This is a genomic window from Ruminococcus sp. HUN007 (assembly GCF_000712055.1).
In the GTDB taxonomy this organism is placed as follows: domain Bacteria; phylum Bacillota; class Clostridia; order Oscillospirales; family Ruminococcaceae; genus HUN007.
Genome location: NZ_JOOA01000002.1, coordinates 2,346,185 through 2,365,824 on the forward strand (window position 1 = coordinate 2,346,185; position 19,640 = coordinate 2,365,824).

Here is a 19,640-nt window from a genome sequence, read left to right on the forward strand (position 1 = left end):
CTTAGGAAACAGTTTGGCAGGCCATTGTTTCCGAGGCTTTGTTGAGGTGGATTGGATTGAATAATCGTAAAAGTTTATTTGCATGTGTTCTCGCTGGTATTTTATCATGTTCCTACAGCCTGACTGCTTCTGCCGATAGTTTTGTAAACGGCGGACAGCTTAAGAGAGGGCTTCTTCTTAAGGAAAGGAATAACCGTAATTATCATATTTCCGACTACAATACCAATAATGACAATGTAGTCAATGTGCTTGACCTTTGCCGTGTGAAATCCGGTGTGATAGGCGAAGATAAGCCTGAAATGCAGAATATTAATATAAACTGTACCGGACCGTGGATCAGTGACGACAAGTCACAGTTAACTGTTCCGGTTTACATAAGCGGCAATGTGCTCGGCGTTTCTTCTGTTTCATTCCGTGTTGTATACAACAACTGGAATTTTACTCTGTCTGATGTTTATTCGTCGGCAAATGCTGAAGTGTCATTTTCCAAGGCGACTGATCTGGTTCAGTATATAGCACCAGGCGCTCGGAATATGACAAATGAAGGATATTTCGTTTATCTCGTGTTTGATGTTTCACCGTCAGTTCCGAATGCTGTTCATGATATTGAACTTGATGAGATTCAGGCGGCAATGACTGATAAAAACGGTGAAATCAAAGAAATTTCCAAAGAAGAATGCAATATCGATTCGATCCTTTCATTTGAGTTCTTCCGTGAGGAACCTGTTGTAACTACTGTTACAGAACCAGTTATTACAACAGTTACTACAGAACAGGTAACTACAGCAGCGACTACTGTTACAACGGTGCCGGTTACAACAGTTACTAAGGCTGAAACAAAAGCTGCACCGCCTAAGAGTGACGAGCTGAGCTTCTATATGGATAACGCTGTGCTCGACGGTGACGGCAGACACCTTAAAGTACCTGTTTATATGAACGGAAACAAAGAAGGTATCTGTAACTTTAATACTGTAGTCAAATTCGACAGAAACAAGTTCTCGCTTACTGGTATAGAACGCGGAGAATTCGAAGGATGGGGCTATGTTGCAGGAAACGGTGACAATGCAGTTTTCAATACGAATAATAACGCTAATATCAAAGCGAACAGCGGCGTTATTGCCTATCTTAACTTTGAAGTAAAGGGCGGGGCTGATCAGAACACTTATCGTTTTGAACTCACTGATATAAAGGCATCAAAGTCTGAAAACTGGAATCAGAAAAATATTGATAAATGCCGTAAGAATTCAGAAGTTTATGAATTCAAGTTTGACGGCAGTGCGGCTGTAACGACTACGGTACCGCAGATCACCACTGCAGTTACGACAACAATTACAGAACCGTCTGTGACTACAACGGTTACTACTGTAACGACTGCTGTAAAGGTAACGCAGCCGCCGGTAACTACACCGACAAAAACAGTTCAGGATGATTACCCGTATGAGGTTGAACAGGTTAAGTCCGAGATTGCAGACCTGATTAATGCCGACCGTGCTGCTGCCGGCAAACAGACTCTTGTAATTAACAAGAGACTTTGTGCTGCTGCGGATAAGTTTTCGGAAGATCTCGTACAAAACTGGGGCAATGCTAATTCCAACATGTTATACCCACTGTTCAGAGAATACGGTGTTGACGTACAGTTCGAGTCTCATGTATATGCAGCACAGGCTCCGACTGCAGCGCGTGTAAAGGCCGTTGTTGACAGAACTAAGTTAAGTTCGTTTGATTCTTCAAGCTATAATACTATCGGAATTGGACATGTATACGTTGAAGGATCAAGATACGGACATTACTGGACGGTTATTGTTGCTAAAGTATAACCTCTGAAAACTTTTTAATAAGATAATTTGGATTTCTATTATCAAAATATAATAAAGTCCGACAGGATCCCGTGTATATACTTTACGCGGGATCCTGTGCATTTATCACCCGTTCTCTTTTTTCTTTGGTTTGAATAATCAGCAATTTCTTAGGGAAAATATACATTAATCAAATATATTGATATTAATATATTGATATGATATAATAATTGCATTATTATTGTATATGCCGGAATATAAACCGCAACGACACGGACTTGGAACCGCACCTTGCCGGACCTAGAACCGCACTTTGCCGGGCGAAAACCGCACCGGTTTCAGATCAAGGACAATCCATTCTTCACGCTCTGCATAAGTGAGCTTTTATGCCGCAAAAGCCGCTTGACAGTGAGTATGAGTGTGGTAGGCTGGTGGCCAGGCAGCAGCCCTCGTGGCTGCCTGCCTGTGCTGCCGGACTACCGCCGCTCATAGAGGCTTGCTGTCAAGTGGACTGTGGAATAAATGCGAACGGACTGGACGAACACCACGAAGAGTACATAATAAAGTAGTACGGTGCGGTTCTTCTCCGGCAGCGTGCGGTCGATACTCCGTGCAGGTGCGGTTCTGGTGCCGGCATATACAATTATATTTATAAAAAGGAGACAAAACATGAACTACAGAAAAACACTCGCTGTTTTAACAGCACTTGCAGCCTGCGCATCAGTTACGGCGATGCCTGCAGGAGTGCAGAACAATGATAACACAAGCATATTTGCAGTGAAAGCTGCAGAAGTGGATATTCCGCTTAGCGAGTGCACCTGTACCGGAAATTCAGAGCAGGTGATGACGATGAATTAGAGCACCCTTTTCCGGAGCACTGAGCAAGTGAATCCGGTCAAGAGTGCAGTAGGTAAATCGACTCAGTTAAATTTCAGGATAGTCAATACCATTTTCTTTGAGAAGATTAGCAAGAACTTCAATGTAGTCATAGAGTTTCTGTATTTCGATCCAGTTGCCATGGCAAAGCTCATCTGCTTCTTTAAGTTCATGACGAGTAATCTGATAGTCTATCCATTTGAGGCATTTATGATTCTTGCTGAACGCACAGTAATCATTCATGTTCTGAATCCTCCTTTGCAGAAGATTTTAAACCATGACGTTCTCTCATGGATACATCTCCTTCTATCATAATTTCATATGAATTATGAACAATACGGTCAATGATAGCTTCGCAAAGGGTTGCATCACATTCATCACCGATACGGGAGTACCAGCCAGAAGGTTCAAACTGTGTACAGAAAATTACAGACCCTTTAATACTGCGGGCTTCGATGATCTCCAGCAATTCTCTTGCCTGACTTGTTGTCAAAGGGGTAAGAAGAAATTCATCAAGTATGAGCAGATCTATCTTCTGATAGTTCTTAATCACCTTAGAGTATGTTCCTTCTCCACGAGCAACTGCAAGTTCATTAAGCAAATCAGGAAGCCTGATGTATCTGACTTTAATAAAATTTCTGCAAGCAGCAATTCCTAAAGCACAGGCAATATATGTTTTTCCATTACCAGAAGCACCTTTTATGATTATGTGGTGACTGTCTGTTATGTACCTGCAAGTTGAAAGTGCGATTATCTCACCTTTGTTGAGGTTTCGGTCAGCGTGGTATTCGATATCTTCAATGCATGCATTGGGATATCTGAATTCAGCGTGGCGGACGAGTTTATCAAGCCTGGTATTTCTTCTTTTTTCCCATTCTTTATCAACTAACATTCCCAATCTGTCTTCAAACGAAAGTCCTTCAAAATGTTCCGGATTTGCGCACTGATTCTCGAAAGCCTCAGCCATTGCAGAAAGGCGAATCTCACGCAGTTTACTGATAGTAGCCTGTTTAACCATTACTTTGCACCTCCATTGTAGTAAGCGGCGCCTCTTGTAATGCCATATGAACCGCTTTCTTTTCTGGATTTAGGCTGTTCAGTTTTTACTGTATCCTGACCATTTTTAAGAATGGTTGTAATATTTTTAAGACTTGGTTTAGGCGTATATGACAAAGCTTTTGCACATGAGCTTTCCAGTCTGTGCGTCGAATATTTGTCTGCAAGCTTCATAAGCGAAGCACATGCTTTGTAACCTTGTTTTTCTTCTTTATGCATTGTTAAGAATGTCTTAACCACAAGAAGAGTACAGGTACCGATATTTTCGGCCCACTTAATAAAGCTTTCTGAATTGTATTCAAGAAATTTACGATGATTTTCCGGCATATGTTCAGGGATATATACAGGATCTTTTTCATATCGTCTTCGAACGTGCGAAGCTATTCTGTTTCCCTGATAGAACACTTCAACACAGTTTTCAGTTGATCTGATATCGACCTTTTTTCCGATGTACTCATATGGTACTGAATACTTGCAGTTTCCTACAGTAATCAGGTAATCCGGCTGTATCTTTGCTGATGACCATACTGCTGTTTCATATGGTTCATTTGGAAGAGGGATAAGATATTCTTTTTCTTCTTCAAGAAATGCCGATAAACGACTTCCTTTTTTCTTTTGAAAATTTCTTGAATTGAATTCAGCAAGTTTTTCTCTGATAGCATAATTAAGTTCATCAAATGAAAAAAACTTTCTGTTTCTGAGTGCTGCCAGAATCCAGGTCTCAACGACCTTTACTGAGCCTTCTGCGCTTGGTTTGTCCTTGGGCTTAACAGGACGTGCAGGGATTACAGCTGTTCCGTAATGCTCAGCCATCTCATGATATGAGCGATTCAGGATCAATTCGCTTCTTGTATTCTTGATAACTCCGGTTTTAAGGTTATCCGGAACAAGAATTCTTGTAGAACCACCGAAGAAATTGTAGGCGTGGACGTGCGCTTCTATCCAGTTATGAGATTTCATATCCGGAAATGCTTCAACATAGCTGTACATACTACAGCTCAGAGTAGCTACAAAAACATATGCGGGTACTTCAACTCCAAGTGCTGCATCCATTACAGGAATGGTGTCGCCAACCCAGTCAACCTCAAGGACTTCTCCAGGTTTATGCTTAATACGAAGAGTTGCCTTGGTTGTGGCCGCGAAAGAGCGATACTTATCGCAGAACTGTGTTCTCTGGTACGGAATGCTGTGTTCTTGTTCGCATTTTTCACAGTATTCAGCCCAAAGAAGAGTAAGTGTAACTCCAGGCTTTGCAAGTTCATTGTGAATGAATTCAAAGTCAGGGAGCTTATACCCTTCATTATTTCCGCGTTCCGGATAGAACATTCTTTCAATTTTGTGATTTGAAAGATCTTCAGGAAGCGGCCAGGACAGTTCATGAGTTTCAGAAAGCTTAATGACAGCAGCTACTGTATTTCTTGAACTTCCTACGTTAACAGCTATTGCTGCGTTACTGAAATTTTCACTTTTCAGTTTGATGATTTCACGATAATTTACCATGATTATCGTCCTCCATAATGTATTTATTTACACAGTAGAATGTGTATAAATATATTATGGGGACTGCACTTGATTTCCGTCAATACATGCTCTGAATTTTCGTCATTGGCTGCTCTATTTCAGCGTCAAGGGGTGCTCTAAATTTCCGTCACAAGTGCACTGGGCGTCCGGAATATCCACAGAAGCAGCAAAACTTGAAGAAGGATCTCTTGGTGACAAGGTAGGTTTTGTTATCTATGACAACGGCGAGATGGTGATAACCGGATCCGGTGCTATTACCCAAACGGCTGAGGACATCAAAAACAAAGAAAGCGTTACTTCAGTTGTGTTCAAGGATGACGCTGCGGGCGGAGTTACAGAAATCGGTGAAGCAGCTTTTTACGGAATGGTAAATCTTAAAGCTGTTACACTTCCGAAGTCTTTAAAAACTATCGGAAACATCGCATTTGCCGGATGCAGAAAGCTTTCGGATATAACGATCCCTGAAACCGCAGAAAGCATAGGCGCACAGGCTTTTGCGTATACTGCGTTAAAAGAGATAACAGTACCTGATTCGGTAAAGATTCTTGGCGAAAAAGCATTTGAAGGATGTGCAGGCCTTGAAAAGGCGCAGATAGGCCGTGGAGTAAAGCAGGCCGTACCGGGACTTTTTAAGGACTGTAAAGCACTTACAGAACTTACGATCCCGGATTTTGAAACAGAAAAAGCAGATTACGGTGAATATGGAGAAGGTCCGAAAGTTGCAGTAAAGGACATGTTCAACGTTATCGATCCTCTGAATACGGAGTGCAGTGTAAGCAAAATAACGATTCTCGACGGAGCCGAAAAAATCTCTCCGTATGAGTTCAGCGGCATGAGTTCACTTAAAGAGGTAGTTATTCCTGATACGGTCACAGCGATATCGGAAGCAGCCTTTTCACGCTGTGTTTCGATTGAAAGGATCGTTCTTCCGGCAGGTGTTAAGTCAATAGGATCAGCGGCATTTGCCGGATGTGTGAAACTCTCTGATATAGTTATCCCTGCTGGAACAGATACCATAGAAGGATTTACTTTTGCAGCCTGCGAAAAGATTTCGGAAATATCTCTTCCGGAAGGAACAAAGACTGTAGGTACTCAGGCTTTTGCTCACTGCTACGGGCTCACAGACATCTACATCCCTGCTTCTGTAAAGAAAATAGATGAAAAAGTCTTTGAGGAAGACAGACTTAAGGATATCTGGTTCGGCGGAAGCGAAGCTGAGTGGAAAGCAGCTGCCGGTGAATATGCAGGCAGTGAAGATCTTAAGAAAGTAACAGTACACTTTGATTCAGTTTCCTTAAAATATACAAAGGAAGAAGCCGAAAAGCTCAGAGGCTGCGGCGACGTTGACGGCAGCGGAAAAGTGGATCTGACAGATCTCAGCATGATCTCACTTTACAACATCGGCGATTATGATCTTTCCGGGGATCAGAACTAATCTTTGCCGACCTTGATAAAGACGGCAAAGTAACTCTCGCCGACCTTGCGACCCTCAGAATGGCACTCAGCCATAAGATAGAATTGAGTGATCTGACCAAGTAATATCCTGCATAATAACAAAAAACAACCCACCGAACATATATTTACTTCGGTGGGTTGATCGTTTTATATGAACTATTTATCTTCTTCAGCCAGTTCCATGATATACACCTGGACTCTGAGTTTTTGTTTTAACGACAAATTCTGATATGCCTCCAGAATCTGATCGTTTCCAAAGATATTCTGGGATTCGACCTGGTGCCCGAGAACTGAAATGTCTGTCGAAAAATCCTCGGATTCATCAAGTATATATTCAACCGGAACATCAAGAACTTTTGAAATGTCGATCAGCTTTTCAATCGGCGGGGATGAATTGTTGTTTTTCCATGCGGAAACGGTAGATGCGGGAACACCGATGCTGTCAGCGAGACTCTTCTGGGAAATATGCTTTTTGTCCAGTATCATAAACAGCTTTTGCGATATAGTCATGAATTATCACTCCTTGTGTTGAAATGTTATAAAAGATATATGGATTTCAGAACGAAAAAAATCATTGACAAGATCAATCGGGCATATTATAATAAAAATTACTACGTGAATGATTAATCGTTTGTAATAATGATTATATCATTTTTGATGTGAATTTACAAGATACATACTGACATATTCTTTCGATGCTCTGAAAAATATGATGAAATAATGACACGCTCAGAAAAAGTCACGAAAGCACAGAAAAAAGTCCGGGTGATAACCAACCAATGAACAAAAAACTGATCTCTGCACTCATAGTTGCCGTGGCGGTACCTGTGATCGCATATTTTATAAGTGAAGATATACGGTGTATGCGCTATCTTAAGGAGCCGGATGAGATACGGCATAAGGAAGTGCGGTCCGTTGATATGTCCGAAAAGGACAGAATGAAAGATTTTGATACCCTCTGGAACGTAGTTTCGGAGGGCATTCCTGCTGTATATGCATATCCGGATGCTTTCGGATATGACATCAGAGAGTCGGAGGAACGTTACCGTGAGGCTGTCCGCAGTGCGGATGACAATACGGAATTTTTCTGTGTTATGCAGTCCGTGCTTAATGATGTTCCAAGTGCGCACACGGGATTCTTTTTTCCGGACTACAAGCTCATAACCGAATACAACTGCATGGCTTCGGAGATAGTGAAGACTGATCCGTATCTTCGCGATACCGCTGAACTGTGGTTTAAGGAGATGAGGCACTACGAACGAAAGAGCAGTGCGTATCAGTTTGACTACACCGACGGCGAATACTGTTTTTCGCCGGATGCATCAGAAGCGAAGTTTTCAGATGACCGGCGTGCATATGTGCTGAAGTCTGCAGGCGGAATGGAGCCTGATGAGTTCATCCGTAAATATCTTTCATCCTCACCGATCTGTTTTGATGACGGGCATCAGATCATGTACAGAAGAAATATCTATTTCAACGACAGCCGCGGCGAAAAGATCACTCTTGAACTTGAAAGAGAGGACGGATCTGTTACCAGTGCAGATGTATACTACGATCTGTGCGATGAGTATATGTTTGTCAATCAGCCGTATCTGCACGGGGTTTATGAAAAACCGGATGACATCATAGATATACACTATGCTGATGACTCCAAAAATATCGTTTATCTGCGCGTCGATGATCTCGGCAATGACCGCGGGAACGAACTCTACCAGAAGATACGAAAATACTGCGGAGGAGATGCGCCGGTAATACTCGATCTCCGGAACAACGGCGGCGGTACGATCGAGTACACCTCGGAGTATCTTTACGCACCGCTGTTTTCAGAATCCCTTGATGTACACGAAACGGAGTATATAATGAAGTCCTCAGGCAACAGGGATTTCTTCCGCGGTATATATTATTTCATGAACCTTAAGGTGTTCGGTATGAAAAAGCTTTCGAATGATGAGGCTGCAGATGTTTACGGCTGGCTGCGCGGCAGGAAGATGTTTTCGTACGATGTTGACATGAAATTTACGGGTAAAAGCGGGAACGATCCTTTTGTATGTGTGCTTGTGTCTGATAAGACAGCGTCTTCAGCGGATTATTTTGTCTCTGCAGTGAAACCTTTTGAAAATGTAATTGTCATCGGTGAAAACACGGCGGGCGAGAAGACCGGAGGACAGTTTATGGCGATGCTTCCGGAAAGCAGGCTCGTTTACTATTACAATGCTGCCGTCTGCTTTAACGATGACGGAACGGATAATTCACTTTACGGTACTGCACCGGAGATAAGCTGCAGGCAGAGCAAGGACGGATACATCATGCGCTGTGCCATGCTTGATGAGGGAAAAGATCCTTATCGTTTCGGAAACCGCCTGCTATGGGATGATGTACTGAAAAAAGCGTATGATATATGCAAAAAATAACGGCAGCCTTTTCAGACTGCCGTTTATGTGTTTACTGATGATTGTTATTTTTTACCTGCCGGTTTGCTGCTTTCAAGGAATTTGTATGTGCAGGCAGCAAGTGCTGAACCTACGAGCGGAGCGAGGATGAATACCCATAAGCATGCGAGCGGGTCAGTGTTTCCTTCAAGACCTGTGATAACTGCAGGGCCGAGGCTTCGTGCAGGGTTTACTGATGTACCTGTAAGGCCGATGCCGAAGATGTGTACAAGAGTAAGTGTAAGTCCGATAACAAGACCGCCGAATGAACCGTGGTTTGCTTTCTTTGAAGTAACTCCGAGAATAGTGAGAACGAATATGAAAGTAAGGATGATCTCGACTACAGCACCTGCAGCAGCGCTTCCGTTTACGCCGGCAAGACCGTTTGATCCGAATCCGCCTGTTTTGTCATTGACGCCGCCGAGTGAAAAAATAACAGCGAGAATACCTGATCCGGCGAAACTGCCGAGACACTGTGCGCAGACATATCCGAAAAATTCTGTAGGTGTCATTCCGCCTGTAAGAAGAACGCCGAGTGAAACAGCAGGGTTTATGTGACATCCTGAAATATTTCCGATGCAGTATGCCATACCTACAATTACGAGTCCGAATGCAAGAGCTGTGAGAATGTATCCTCCGCCGTTTTCAGCGTCACATCCGACAAGCATTGCGGTTCCGCATCCGAGAAGAACCAATACCATAGTTCCGATGAATTCGGCTATGTACTTTTTCATGTTTTCCATAATAACCTCCGTGATTTTGAGAAAATTTATATCCAGGAAAACACTGATTAAATCGGAAATCCGCCTTCGCCGGATTTCCGAAGGTGGGATGTGCAGGGCTTCGCCCCGGACCCCACGCTGATTTATTCATAAATCAGCGTTTCCCCTAGAATAATTGTACCATAGTCGCAGATGTAATTCAACATTTATTTAAAGTAAACATCAAATAATTTTAAAGAAACGCCGGGCGGTCACTTCTGAAGAATGCTCCTGAGCATTATAAAATCGATGATGTTGACTTTACCGTCGTCGTTCATGTCAGACAGAAGGAGACTTTTTTCCGGAAGTTCCAGCTGCGCGATAAGTTTTGCTGACAGCGCAACGAGATCGGCACCGGTGAGTGATCCGTCAAGGTTTACGTCGCCTTTTGTGTACTGCGGCTCAGCGGGCTCAGTTACTGCCGGCTCCGTTACAGGCGGTTCAGTTACTGCCGGTTCCGTTATCTCCGGTTCAGTGACCGCAGGCTCAGTAACGGAAGGTTCGGTGGCAGCCGGTTCCGTTATTTCCGGTTCCTTCGGCTTTTCCGGTGAAAGTGTGACTGTGCCTTCAGGAAAGGCGTTTACGGTAAGATCGTTGATGTAATATTCGATATTTGTATATCCTCCGCCGCAGTAGTCACCGTTTGTATCTCCCGCGTCGTTCGGATCAAGACCGCGCGCAAGCTCCCATTCGTCCGGCATGCCGTCACCATCCGTATCGGTTATTGTTTTCGTGAGCACCGGAGCAGGATAGCTGTACTTCGTGTCGCATTTTATCTGATACTGGTTCAGTTTCTGCTGCTGTGACGAGTCGGCCGTACCGTAGGAAGCCGTACCTGTGAGATATCCTGTACCTGTCTTTGTCTCGTTTGCGCACTGCTTGTCAACAGCCGTACGCTGATCAGGTGAGATGCCGTTTCCTGCAAAATTCACAACATGGTCATATGCAGCTTCCGCACTTTCAGTTTTCGTCGCTGTTGAGATGTTTTCACCATCGGAATCTATTGAAAATGCGAAACCGCTCTTAACGCTGTCCTTTGATATGCCGAGTCCGTCCTTTACGGTGATCCCGTTCCAGTTGTTGTAGGTGATATCCCCGTAAACTGAACCGTCCTTGTTGAGCATTCTGTTGCCGGCAAGATAGATCTTAAAATTCTGCGGACTTGTTGAGCTGTCCACGTTGACATATCGCTTGCCGCCGGTTGTGCCGTTGCCCATCTTAAGGGTGTTGCCGACGTAGTTGAGATGTCCTATGGTTCCGTAGGCTGTTTCGTAAGCCCAGTCGTATATGACGTTGTTTGTGAAATCGGCAGTCTTGGTTCCCGGCACCTTGCCGCGGAAATTTCTCGAAACATTGTGGACTATGAGATTGTGGTCAAATGTGAGATTGCCGTTGCCCATCATGATGCCGAAGCCGTGCAGCCCCTTGTCGTGACCGCCCCATGAATCAGCAGGACCGATGACGGAATACTGCACCGTGTAGTATTCGTTGTTCGAGTACAGTCCCCACTGTTCGTCGGTCGTCCAGCCCATTGAGCAGTGGTCGATTATCGAATGGGCACCCTTTGCACCGCCCCATGCGTCGTTGCCCTTGCTGGTGGATGCATACGGACCCGGACGCGAGCTTATGAAACGGCATATGATATTGTCGCCGCCCATTCCGAGCTTGTAGTTCTTAAGCGTTATGCCCGATCCGCCCGGAGCTGTCTGCCCTGCGATAGTCACACTGTCTGCGACTACTATATTTCCCTTGAGTTCTATTGTGCCGCTTACATCAAATACAACGATTCGGTTTGATTTGTTTACAGCCTCGCGGAATGAACCTTCGCCGCTGTCGTTGAGATTCGTTACGTGCACCACTTCACCGCCGCGTCCGCCGGTGGCATATTTTCCGCCTCCGACAGCCCCCGGAAAAGCCGGTATTTTATCTGCGGCATTTACCGCATTGTTTCCGGCCTGAAACCCGGAAACTCCCGATACGGCCATAACCATACCGGAAACAAGAGCCAGAGCTCTTTTTACATTAACTTTCATTACACATCCTCCTGACCGGTCAGTGCCCGTCCGGCACTGTATATTTGTAATAATTATAGCGTAGTTTCAGTGTATTTGCAATAGAAATGCACCATCGATGTTAGAATTGATTGTTTTCTGGTTACTATTCATGGGTTAGCCACAATTAAATCTTCTTATTAACTTCAAACGGGTGTCTCAGACTGAGGCACCCGTTTTGTGATAGTACGCCGTCAAGGCGTTCCATTTAAAAGTCAATATCGACGTTGCTTTTATAAAAAAACGGCAGACACCTTATCAGATGTCTGCCGATAAAAAATGCGGATAACAGGACTTGAACCTGCATGAACTTGCGTTCATATGGACCTGAACCATACGCGTCTGCCAGTTTCGCCATATCCGCATATGATGCTTTAAGCATCTTTAAAATTATATCATATATCATGATGCTTTGCAAGTGCTTTTTTTAAAATTTTTTTCATAATGCGTTAAGAAACATCGGGAAATGTAAAGTTCCACAAAAGACCACATGAAATTCTATTGACTTTTCCAAATTTATAGATATAATTAAATATATATGTGCCCGAAAATGGTGCTATTTTTTGCCAGAACTTTTGCGGCTCTTTATCAGCGCATATATCTGCGCTGAGCGCACAGATATGTGTATTAAGAAAACAGAGAATTTCAGTCCCTTCAATTAAGAGGTAGACATAATATATGCTTAAACATATGCCAAATTTAGAACCTTTTAAAAGGACACTGAACTGGCTTTCCTCCCTTTTCATAACCATACTTCTTACTGCATCGTTTGCTTATGTGTGGTACAACTGTTACTACACCGAGCTCGTTCTTCCGTTTTACCGGAAGGGCAACTGGATGGTTATCGGTATCTATCTGGTCATCGCCGTGATCTTCAATCAGGTCTACGGAAGCTACAAGGTAGGATATCTTCGTAAATCGGAGGCTTTTTATTCCCAGATCATTTCAGTGTTTGTGATCAACCTTATAACCTACTGTCAGATCAGCGTTATAGGGCGTGATTTTATGAATGTCATGCCGATGGTTTTTCTTACCTTCGCAGATCTTATAATAGTACTTGTCTGGACGATCGTCAGCGCGGCGCTGTATAAAACGTTTTTTCCGCCGCGGAGAATGATAATAGTATACGGAAGTCAGAAAGCCGGTAACCTCGTTCTCAAGATGAGCCGGAGAACGGATAAATATATCATCGCCGAATCAATAAAGGCGGATGAGGATATTGAGCTTATCAAGGAAAAGATGCTCGGATACGGTGCGGTCATAATGTACGACGTTCCTGACCATTTGCGAAACGTCCTTCTGAAATTCTGTTTCGACCATTCGCTCCGCGTGTACATGGCTCCGAAAATATCCGATATAATAGTAAGAGGCGCCCACGAGATCAATCTTTTCGACTCGCCGCTGCTTCTGTGCCGCAACAGCGGTCTTTCCTTTGAAGTAAGGGCTACCAAGAGAGTCATCGACTTTGTTCTGGCGATTGTTATACTGCCGTTTCTGCTTATTCCTATGGCGGCGGTCGCACTTGCGATCAAAATAGATGACGGCGGTCCGGTGATCTACAAACAGGAAAGACTTACGACACGCGGCAAGCGTTTCAACGTTTTGAAGTTCCGAAGCATGAAGGTGGATGCCGAAAAAGACGGCATTGCTGTTCTTGCAAAGGATCATGACTCCAGAATCACCAAAGTCGGTGCTTTTATAAGAAAATGCCGTCTCGACGAGCTTCCGCAGATATTCAATATAATCAAGGGCGACATGTCCTTCGTCGGTCCGCGTCCGGAACGTCCGGAGATAGCAGCCGAGTACGAAAAGGAGATGCCGGAATTCAGCTTCCGTCTCATCGTAAAGGCAGGACTTACAGGCTATGCACAGATAATGGGCAAGTACGACACAACGCCTTACGACAAGCTGAGAATGGATCTTATGTACATCGAAAAGTACAGCATAATGCTCGATTTCAAGATCATTCTAATGACGATAAAGACGATGATATTCCCGGGCGATACCAACGAGTCGGAAAATATCATAAAACCGAAATCAGACGATAATTAAACGACCGGACTGCGTGACTCTGTTACGTATCCTGTTCACTTCGGGCAAGGCATGAAACTAAACGAAATAACAGAAAAAGAGGTTTTTAAAGTGAAAATAACAGCAGTAATAATGGCAGGCGGCAAGGGCGAACGTTTCTGGCCTAAGAGCCGTACTTCTTACCCTAAGCAGTTCCTTTCGCTCACATCTGACGGTGAAACCATGATACAGAAGACAGTAAAGAGACTTCTTCCTATAGTAAGCATGGAGGACATATTCATAGTTACCAATGAGAACTATGTGTCCCTTATAAACGAACAGCTTCCTGACATTCCGCAGGAAAACATCCTCGCCGAGCCGGTAGCCAGAAACACTGCTCCGTGTATCGCTCTTGCGGCATCTGTTATCAGTAAGAAATATGATGATGCAGTCATGATGGTACTTCCGTCAGACCACCTCATCAGATACGAGGAATTCTACGTAGATACGCTCAAACGTGCGGCAAAGGTGGCACAGAAGGGCGAGAACCTTGTTACCATCGGCATCACACCGACCTATCCTGAAACAGGATACGGCTACATCAAGTTTATGAGCGCTGATGACGAGGAACTGGCAGGTGCGTATAAGGTAGATAAATTCGTTGAAAAGCCGTGTCTTGAAAAGGCAAAGGAATACTTGAACAGCGGTCGCTATCTCTGGAACAGCGGTATGTTTGTATGGAAGGTATCAACTATAATGGACAATTTCCATAAGTACCTTCCTGACATGTACGAAGGCTATCTGAAAATGAAGGAAGCAGCATTTACGGCAACTTTCCGCGAGACACTTGCAGAGTGCTTCGAAAACTTCAAGTCTGAATCAGTCGATTTCGGTATCATGGAAAAGGCTGAAAACATATACACACTTTCAGGAAGCTTCGGCTGGGATGATGTCGGAAGCTGGCTTGCACTTGAAAGAATAAACAAGACAGATGAGTGCGGAAACTACGTAACAGGTGATGTTATAAGCATCGACACCACAAAGAGTATCATCTGCGGAAACAAAAAGCTTATTGCAACTCTCGGTGTTGAGGATCTTATTGTTGTTGATACTGATGATGCTATGCTTATCTGCTCAAAGGATCACACACAGCAGGTGAAGAAGGTCATTGAGACGCTGAGGACATGCAACAGACGTGATCTTATTTAATCAGGGGTTATGGTTTGATTATATAAGTTAGTTGAATTTTATTATAGCAGGGCTTTGCGGTCGAGCGGTGCACTTCCTTCGGTCGCCTGCCCCTTCGCATATAAGTTGAATATTTTATAGCAGGGCTTTGCGGTCGCCCTGCACCTTCGCAGCACCGTTGCTGCGTGTGGAAGGAGTATTATATAAATGAAAAATGCACTGATCACTGGTATCACCGGGCAGGACGGTTCCTATCTTGCGGAACTGCTTCTTGAAAAGGGATACAGAGTTTACGGAATAATGAGAAGAAAGAGCGTTGTTGACTACGGCAACGTGGAACATATTAAGGATAAGATAAACTTCATCTATGCAGATATGACTGATGTTATCTCGCTCATTAATGCAATGAGGATTTCACAGGCTGATGAAGTCTACAATCTTGCGGCACAGTCATTTGTAGCTACAAGCTGGGAACAGCCGCTGGCTACTGCTGAGATCGATGCTGTGGGCGTTACGAACATGCTCGAGGCTATCAGAACAGTGAAGCCTTCATGCCGTTTCTATCAGGCCTCTACTTCCGAGATGTTCGGCCTCGTACAGGCTATCCCGCAGTGCGAGACAACACCGTTCTATCCGAGAAGTCCGTACGGCGTTGCAAAGCTTTACGGCCACTGGATCACAAAGAACTACCGTGAAAGCTACGGCCTCTTCACATGCTCAGGCATCCTTTTCAATCATGAATCGGAACGCCGCGGCAAGGAGTTCGTTACAAGAAAGATCACTGACGCAGTGGCAAGAATAAAGAACGGTCTTCAGGAATACGTTGAACTCGGCAACCTCGATTCAAAGAGGGACTGGGGCCACTCAAAGGACTACGTAAGAGCGATGTGGCTCATGCTTCAGCAGGACAAGCCGGATGACTACGTGGTTGCGACAAACGAAACAAGAACAGTTCGTGAATTCGTTGAGATAGCTTTCAGAACTGCCGGAATCGATATCGAATGGCAGGGTACAGGCGTAAACGAAGTCGGTATCAATAAGGCAAACGGCAAAACAGTCGTAAAGGTATCTGAAAAATTCTTCAGACCTGCTGAAGTTGACATCCTTCTCGGCAACCCTGAAAAGGCAGAAAAGACACTGGGCTGGACAAGAGAGATCTCATTTGCCGAGCTCGTTGAAAGAATGGTACGAAACGACCTTGCTCTTGTTGAAAAAGAGATAAAGATAAATAAGTTAAGCTGATATGAATATTTCCTTCGACGCACTTCCTCTTATTAGTGAAAATATGTCCGGGATTGGATACTGTGAAGCTGGTCTTGCGGGTGAGATGATACGTTCTCACCCTGAGGACAGCTTCACTTTTGATTATTTTTCACGTAAGGATCATGAAGTAAAAAGAAACAGGCTGAAAGCCTACATGCAGAAAAATGTGACACTTAATGAAGCGTGTTTTTCCGGATTTCTGTACCGGACGGTAATGAACATCATTCCGGTGCCGTACAGCCTTTTTTTCGGAAAGAAAGCGGATGTCACACATTTCTTCAACTATATAGTTCCTCCGTTCGTGCACGGAAAAAAGATAGTTACCATTCACGACATGGTAATAAGAGCGTATCCGGAGACGGTACGTTTCCGTACAAAGCAGCTTCTGCTTACCGGAATGAAGAAGTCCATGAAGCGTGCTGACGTGATAATCACTGACTCTGAGTTCAGCAAAAGCGAGATAACAAAATACTATCCGCAGTTTGCAGACAAGATCGAAGTGGTTTACTGCGGTGTTAATACGGAAAAATTCTATCATATAGATGATAAAGAACGTATAGAGAAAACGAAGACCTCACTCGGCATTGAAGGCGAGTACTTCCTCTATCTCGGAACGATCGAACCGCGAAAGAATCTTGAACGTCTTATTGAAGCCTACGGCATTCTTAAGGCAGAACACGGTGACGTTCCGAAACTCGTCATGGCAGGCGGCAAGGGCTGGCTCAACAGCGGTATCTACAGCAAAGTTGAGTCACTCGGTCTTAAGGATGATGTTATCTTCACAAAATATATTCCGGATGAGGATATCTGTCCGCTGATGAACGGAGCTACAGCCTTTGTGTTTCCGTCCATCTACGAAGGATTCGGTATGCCGCCTCTTGAAGCGATGGCATGCGGTGTTCCGGTGGTATCCAGCACGGAGGCTTCACTTCCTGAAGTTGTAGGCGACTGTGCGGTAATGGTCGATGCCTATTCACCTGAGTCCATTGCCGAAGGTATGTATAAAATATGGTCTGACAAAGAGCTGTCGACTGATCTCAGCCGCCGCGGTATGGAACGTGCGGCGGATTTCACCTGGCATAAATTTTCAGAAAAGCTCCATGACATCTACAAGGCGGTACTTTCATGAAGGTGCTGCAGGTAAACAAGCTCTACACTCCGCACATCGGCGGTATAGAGCGCGTGATACAGGACATATCGGAAGGACTTAACGACAGGTATGACATTCAGGTGCTGGTATGCCAGCCGAAGGGAAAGGCCTCCGATGAAGTTATAAACGGCGTAAGGGTGCACCGTTCCGGAAGTTTCGGAACGTACTTTTCCATGCCGGTATCATTCTCATTTATTTCAGATTTTAAAAAGATGTCCCGTGATGCGGACATCGTTCACGTCCATCTTCCGTTTCCGCTCGGCGACCTTGCCTGTCTTCTTTCAGGGTACAAAGGCAAAGTGGTTATCAGCTGGCACAGCGATATAGTAAAGCAGAAAAAACTCATGACTCTCTATAAGCCGGTTATGAACGCATTCCTCAAAAGAGCGGACAGGATCTTCGTAGCGACTGAAGGACACGTAAAGGGTTCGGCATATCTTAAGCCTTACAGCAATAAGTGCGTCGTTGTTCCTTACGGTATAGATACTGAAAGTTACGAAAAGGCGGAAGCAAAACCGTTTTTAACTGAAAAGCTTAATAATAAAACCAGTAAAAAGCTCATGTTCACAGGCCGTCTTGTTTACTACAAGGGTATCGATGTTCTTATAAGAGCACTTAAAGATACAGAAGACAGTGAACTTTTTATTGCCGGTGAAGGTGTGCTTAAAGAGTCCCTTGAAACCGAAGTACGTGACGGTGGTTTAACAGACCGTGTTCATTTCCTCGGCCGTCTGTCAGACGACGATCTTAAGGCAGCTTTCCGTGACTGCGACATCTTTATCCTTCCGTCAGTGGAAAACAGCGAAGCCTTCGGCATCGTCCAGATGGAAGCCATGGTTTACGGACATCCGGTCATCAACACTTCACTTCCGACCGGCGTTCCGTACGTAAGTCCCGACGGAGTAAGCGGTATCACCGTACCGCCGCGTGACGAAAAAGCACTGGCAGATGCCATAAACAAACTTGTACACGACGACGCTCTCCGCGAGGAATACGGCAGGAACGCATACCGTATAGTCCGCGAGCGCTACGCATCGGAAAAGGTACTTGAAAAAATAAGCGGGATCTATGAGGATCTTTTAAGGAAATAAAGAAAAACAGAAAGGCGGAAAACACATGAAGGCACTTATAATCGGCGCTGCAGGATTTGTCGGCGGACATCTTATACGCCATCTTGCATGCGAATGCGGTGCGGAAGTCACAGCTACAAAGCTTCCTTGCGAAAAGCTTGAAACTGAAAATGCAGATGTATATGACCTTGACATACTCGATATTGATTCTGTTTCCGCACTTGTAAAGGAAATAAAACCGGATCAGATATATCATCTGGCGGCACAGAGTTCGGTGAAGGTATCCTGGGAGAAACCTCAGCTTACAGCCGATATAAACGTAAAGGGCACCATAAACGTCCTTGAAGCTGTTCGTGCTTCCGGATGCACTCCGCGTATCCTTCTTGTGGGATCGGGTGAGGAATACGGTTATCTGAAGCCGGATGAGATACCTGTGCGTGAGGACACGCTTCTCCGTGCAGGCAACATATATGCCGCAACAAAGGCATGTCAGGGTATGCTCGGCGAGATCTACGCCAGAGCTTACGGTATGGATATCGTGATGGTCAGGGCTTTCAATCATATCGGCCCGGGTCAGAGCGAGATATTTGTAGTATCTGATTTCTGCCGTCAGGCAGTCATGATAGAAAAAGGTCTCAGGGAACCGGTGATAAGCGTTGGCAATCTTGCTGCGGAGCGCGATTTCACTGATGTCCGCGACATAGTAAGAGCCTACTCGTCACTTATGAAGTCCGGCAGGAAAGGCGGGACCTACAATGTCGGAAGCGGCAGAGCAAGGAGTATTCAGAGCATTCTTGAAATGATACTTTCGAAAACTTCCGTACACATCGAGGTTAAACAGGACAGAGCAAGGATGCGGCCGAGTGATGTGCCGGTCATTGCGGCCGACACGTCAAAGATAAAGCAGGATACCGGCTGGGAACCTGTGATCCCTGTTGAAAATACGATAGACGATATTCTGGAGTACTGGAGACAGTACGTGAACTGACAGCAGGCAGCAGATCTGCGGCGGAA

General features: G+C 44.7%; 16 protein-coding genes and 1 tRNA gene. 10 read left to right on the forward strand and 7 right to left on the reverse strand.

The genetic code is table 11. The annotated features are described in order from the left end of the window. The first annotated feature begins 56 nt into the window (after window positions 1-56). Window positions 57-1,817 carry a CAP domain-containing protein gene (locus CC97_RS14505; RefSeq protein WP_044975744.1) on the forward strand — a complete coding sequence of 587 codons (1,761 nt, stop codon included), beginning with the start codon at window positions 57-59 and terminating at the stop codon, window positions 1,815-1,817. Window positions 1,818-2,465: 648 nt separating this feature from the next. After that, window positions 2,466-2,654: a hypothetical protein gene (locus CC97_RS14515; protein WP_044975747.1), complete on the forward strand. Its 189-nt coding sequence runs from the start codon at window positions 2,466-2,468 to the stop codon at window positions 2,652-2,654. A gap of 66 nt (window positions 2,655-2,720) precedes the next feature. On the opposite strand, the gene CC97_RS14520 is transcribed toward CC97_RS14515, so the two are convergent. Genes CC97_RS14520 through istA form a run of 3 tightly spaced genes read right to left on the reverse strand, consistent with a single transcriptional unit; the run spans window position 2,721 to window position 5,228 of the window. Continuing rightward, the gene (locus tag CC97_RS14520; protein ID WP_044975748.1) at window positions 2,721-2,915 is read right to left on the reverse strand and encodes a mobility-associated LCxxNW protein; all 195 of its coding nucleotides are present in this window, start codon (window positions 2,913-2,915) and stop codon (window positions 2,721-2,723) included. Further along, complete coding sequence (gene istB, locus CC97_RS14525; RefSeq protein WP_044974684.1) at window positions 2,908-3,690, reverse strand: IS21-like element helper ATPase IstB; 783 nt, start codon at window positions 3,688-3,690, stop codon at window positions 2,908-2,910. The genes CC97_RS14520 and istB overlap by 8 nt, the downstream gene beginning before the upstream one ends. Further along, window positions 3,690-5,228 carry an IS21 family transposase gene (istA, locus tag CC97_RS14530; RefSeq protein WP_044975750.1) on the reverse strand — a complete coding sequence of 513 codons (1,539 nt, stop codon included), beginning with the start codon at window positions 5,226-5,228 and terminating at the stop codon, window positions 3,690-3,692. The genes istB and istA overlap by 1 nt, the downstream gene beginning before the upstream one ends. Before the next feature lie 154 nt (window positions 5,229-5,382). Here istA and CC97_RS14535 point away from each other — a divergent pair, with 154 nt between their 5' ends. Continuing rightward, entirely contained in the window at window positions 5,383-6,684 is a 1,302-nt protein-coding gene (locus CC97_RS14535) for a leucine-rich repeat protein (protein ID WP_044975752.1), read from the forward strand. Between the two features lie 176 nt (window positions 6,685-6,860). Here the strand turns inward: CC97_RS14535 and CC97_RS14540 are convergent, their stop codons facing one another. After that, the gene (locus CC97_RS14540; RefSeq protein WP_044975753.1) at window positions 6,861-7,214 is read right to left on the reverse strand and encodes a helix-turn-helix transcriptional regulator; all 354 of its coding nucleotides are present in this window, start codon (window positions 7,212-7,214) and stop codon (window positions 6,861-6,863) included. 269 nt (window positions 7,215-7,483) lie between these two features. Here CC97_RS14540 and CC97_RS14545 point away from each other — a divergent pair, with 269 nt between their 5' ends. Further along, on the forward strand, window positions 7,484-9,115 hold the full coding sequence (locus CC97_RS14545; protein ID WP_044975755.1) for a S41 family peptidase: 1,632 nt from the start codon (window positions 7,484-7,486) through the stop codon (window positions 9,113-9,115). A gap of 44 nt (window positions 9,116-9,159) precedes the next feature. Here CC97_RS14545 and CC97_RS14550 read toward each other — a convergent pair whose 3' ends face one another. From CC97_RS14550 to CC97_RS14560, 3 genes are all read right to left on the reverse strand, one after another. Next, the gene (locus tag CC97_RS14550) at window positions 9,160-9,876 is read right to left on the reverse strand and encodes an aquaporin (protein WP_347493713.1); all 717 of its coding nucleotides are present in this window, start codon (window positions 9,874-9,876) and stop codon (window positions 9,160-9,162) included. Window positions 9,877-10,106: 230 nt separating this feature from the next. Beyond that, on the reverse strand, window positions 10,107-11,927 hold the full coding sequence (locus CC97_RS14555) for a dockerin type I domain-containing protein (RefSeq protein ID WP_156036928.1): 1,821 nt from the start codon (window positions 11,925-11,927) through the stop codon (window positions 10,107-10,109). Between the two features lie 298 nt (window positions 11,928-12,225). After that, a tRNA-Leu gene (locus tag CC97_RS14560) sits at window positions 12,226-12,309 on the reverse strand. Window positions 12,310-12,623: 314 nt separating this feature from the next. Between CC97_RS14560 and CC97_RS14565 the strand changes: the two genes are divergently transcribed. The 6 genes from CC97_RS14565 (at window position 12,624) to CC97_RS14590 (ending at window position 19,614) form a co-directional block, all read left to right on the forward strand. Beyond that, a complete protein-coding gene (locus CC97_RS14565) occupies window positions 12,624-13,997 on the forward strand; it encodes an exopolysaccharide biosynthesis polyprenyl glycosylphosphotransferase (RefSeq protein WP_242848177.1) in 1,374 nt (457 codons plus the stop codon). A 90-nt stretch (window positions 13,998-14,087) separates the two neighbouring features. After that, entirely contained in the window at window positions 14,088-15,164 is a 1,077-nt protein-coding gene (locus CC97_RS14570) for a mannose-1-phosphate guanylyltransferase (RefSeq protein WP_044975757.1), read from the forward strand. Between the two features lie 186 nt (window positions 15,165-15,350). Continuing rightward, window positions 15,351-16,385, forward strand: coding sequence for a GDP-mannose 4,6-dehydratase (gene gmd, locus CC97_RS14575; RefSeq protein WP_044975759.1), 1,035 nt, complete (start codon window positions 15,351-15,353; stop codon window positions 16,383-16,385). A 1-nt stretch (window position 16,386) separates the two neighbouring features. Beyond that, window positions 16,387-17,535, forward strand: coding sequence for a glycosyltransferase family 1 protein (locus CC97_RS14580; protein ID WP_044975761.1), 1,149 nt, complete (start codon window positions 16,387-16,389; stop codon window positions 17,533-17,535). Then, complete coding sequence (locus CC97_RS14585; protein ID WP_044975763.1) at window positions 17,532-18,647, forward strand: glycosyltransferase; 1,116 nt, start codon at window positions 17,532-17,534, stop codon at window positions 18,645-18,647. The genes CC97_RS14580 and CC97_RS14585 overlap by 4 nt, the downstream gene beginning before the upstream one ends. 25 nt (window positions 18,648-18,672) lie before the next feature. After that, the gene (locus CC97_RS14590; RefSeq protein ID WP_044975765.1) at window positions 18,673-19,614 is read left to right on the forward strand and encodes a GDP-mannose 4,6-dehydratase; all 942 of its coding nucleotides are present in this window, start codon (window positions 18,673-18,675) and stop codon (window positions 19,612-19,614) included. Window positions 19,615-19,640 lie beyond the last annotated feature (26 nt).